At 70.3% G+C, this 2,720-nt stretch carries 2 protein-coding genes; one reads left to right on the top strand and one right to left on the bottom strand.

Annotated elements, in window-relative coordinates; translation table 11 throughout:
* Positions 1 to 116 precede the first annotated feature (116 nt).
* Positions 117 to 638: a MarR family winged helix-turn-helix transcriptional regulator gene (locus ACFV6I_RS31515; protein ID WP_380428963.1), complete on the bottom strand. Its 522-nt coding sequence runs from the start codon at positions 636 to 638 to the stop codon at positions 117 to 119.
* Between the two features lie 362 nt (positions 639 to 1,000).
* On the opposite strand from ACFV6I_RS31515, the gene ACFV6I_RS31510 reads away from it, so the two are divergent.
* On the top strand, positions 1,001 to 2,620 hold the full coding sequence (locus ACFV6I_RS31510) for an alpha/beta hydrolase (RefSeq protein WP_208869033.1): 1,620 nt from the start codon (positions 1,001 to 1,003) through the stop codon (positions 2,618 to 2,620).
* Positions 2,621 to 2,720: the final 100 nt, after the last annotated feature.

Below are 2,720 nucleotides of genomic sequence, written 5' to 3'. Positions count from 1 at the left end.
TGGGTGTGTGTGTGTGTTTTTTTTTTTGGGTCTATTTTTTTTGTTGTTTTGGTCTATTTTTTTGGGGTGTTGGCGGGGGGGGGCGGGGGGGGGCCCCCCCCCCGTTCTCGACCGGGTCAGTCCGCGGTCAGCGCGTCGGCGCCCTCGACCACCCTGGCCAGGAGGTCGAGGAAGGTGGCGCGCTCCTCGACCGAGAGCCCGCCGACCAGCGCCTGCATCCGGGCGAAGTGCTCGGGCGCCAGCTCGCGCAGCCGCTGTGCGCCGCGTGCGGTGAGGACCACCACGTTGGCGCGGCCGTCCTCGGCGGACGGGCGGCGGACCACCAGGCCCTCCCGCTCCAGGCCGTCCACCAGGCCGGTCACGGTCGCCCGCGAGACGCCGAGGCCGGCCGCGAGCTGGGAGGGTGACTTCTCGCCGCCGTGGTCCTCCAGATCGGCCAGCAGTCGGTAGCGGCCGGTGGAGAGCCCGAACCGGGCGAAGTGCACCTCCCCGGCCTGGCCGATCCGGGCGCCCGCCGCCATCAGCCTGGCCGCGACCAGGACCGCCTGCGGGTCGGCCGTGAGGCCGTAGCGGGCGATCTGGCGGCGCGCCTGATCGAGGGTGGGGGCGCCGCTGCCGGCGTCGGGGCGTTGCGTCATGAAAGTAATATGGCGCCTCATCAGTTTCCCGGTCAAGTCGACCGTCCGGCGTTCGGTGGCGGCCGCGCTGCGCGGGGCGGCCGGGCGCCGGCGGCGGGCGGGTGTGTGGGCGGGTGCTCCGCCGGCCGTCGAGCGGCGCTCCGGCTGTCGAGCGGCGCCGGGTGTCCGGGTGTCCGGGTGTCCGGGTGTCCGGGTTTCATGGTGACGAGTCATCAGGTCAATCAACCGTCAAGTTGGTTCATTCACAGAATAATCCGGTCGCAAAATGGAAGCCATCGAAACATTTACGCTGCTTCCAGGTCTTCACATGGAGATCTCAGACTGACAGGCTGGGGCCGCCCTTTCAGTACTGAGGAGGTTCCTTGTCCCGTATATCCACGCTGGCCGGAGCGGTCACCTGCGCCCTCGCCCTCGTCACCGGTAGTGCTGTCGCGGCGTCGGCGGCGCCGATAGACCTGGCGCCGGGTGCGGCGGCCGAGGCGAAGGTCGCCGCTGTCAACTGGACCCCGTGTAACCCCGACCCGAGCAAGCCGGACCCAGGCATCTACGACTGTGCCGTGTACCCGGTGCCGCTGGACTATGACAACCCGTCGGGTGAGAAGATCGGCATCGCCATGATGCGCCGGCGGGCGAGCGACCCGTCCAAGCGGATCGGCTCGCTGTTCCTCAACCCGGGCGGCCCGGGTGGTAGCGGCTACCTGTGGGCGACCACCACCCGATTCGGTACCGAGGTGCAGTCGCGCTTCGACCTGGTCGGCTTCGACCCCCGCGGCGTGGCCCGGAGCAACCCGCTCAAGTGCTTCAAGACCCAGGAGGACGCCGACGCGGTCAACGGCCGCATGGTCGGCGTGCCGGTCACCAAGGCCGAGATCAACGAGACGCTGGACGCGGACCAGGACTACACCGACGCGTGCAGCAAGAACGCCGGCCCGCTGATCGAGCACATGTCGACCATCAACGTGGTCCGTGACCTCGACCGGATGCGCCGCGCCGTCGGCGACTCCCAGCTCAACTTCGCCGGGTTCTCCTACGGCACCCTGATCGGCGCGACCTACGCCGGGATGTACCCGAACAAGGTGCGCACGATCATCGTCGACGGCAACGTCGACCCGAACCTGCGCCTGCACGACGGCCTGGAGTACGACCGTCAGCGGGCGGGCGGCTTCGAGCTGGCCCTGGACGAGTTCCTGAAGCGCTGCCAGGCCGCCGGCGCCCCGCGCTGCGCCTTCGGCGAGGGCGACACCCGGGCCAAGTTCGACCAGCTCCGCGACCACCTGCGGACCAGCCCGGTCACCCTGCCGAACGGCTCCCAGGTGACGCTGAGCACCTTCACCAGCGAGGTGGCCAGCGCGCTGTACTCGCAGGCCAAGCTGGCGCCGCTGGCCAAGTCGCTGCAGGCGACGTACCAGCTGGTCCAGAAGCCGGCCGCGAACACCCTGATGGCGCCGAAGGCGACCGTCTCGGACGACGACGCGAACATCCTCGCGGTGAACGCCCCGCGGGCGCTGCGCGAGGCCCCGGTCGACTCCGAGTACACCGCCGACGACTCCTACATGGGCGTCAACTGCCAGGACAAGCCGTACCCGTCGAACGACCGGGTCTTCCCGAACGTCGCCAAGGCCTGGGAGAAGGAGTCGCCGACCTTCGGCCGTTACCAGGCCTTCGACGCGCCCGCCTGCGCGAGCTGGCCGGCCCCGGCCCGGGACGCCGAGCGCTTCAGCGGCCCGTGGAACAAGAAGACCTCGAACACCGTCATGGTGATCGGCAACCTCTACGACCCGGCCACCCAGTACAAGTTCGCCCAGCGGATGCAGCAGCAGCTGGGCAACGCCGTGCTGGTCAGCGTGGACTCGATCGAGCACTGCGCCGTCGGCCGCAGCCAGGCGCTGAACGCGCTGGTCACCCGCTACCTGGTGGACGGCACCGCGCCGAAGCCGGGCCAGCTGCTGAAGCCGGACGCGGCGATCTTCCCGGCGGCCTGACGGGGCTGAGCAGCCGGCCGGTGCCGGCCCGCAAGGCCTGCACGTCCCGCCGGGCCCGCCCGGCAGGACTGGCCGGGCGGCCCCCGGGGGCCTGAGGGAC

Source organism: Kitasatospora sp. NPDC059803, from assembly GCF_042732255.1.
Classification (GTDB): domain Bacteria; phylum Actinomycetota; class Actinomycetes; order Streptomycetales; family Streptomycetaceae; genus Kitasatospora.
This window is presented reverse-complemented; position numbering and strand designations above follow the sequence as displayed.

What these genes read in the sequence shown, in the direction of transcription:
- ACFV6I_RS31515 (WP_380428963.1), bottom strand. Translation starts at nt 638, where the DNA reads ATGACGCAACGCCCCGACGCCGGCAGCGGCGCCCCCACCCTCGATCAG.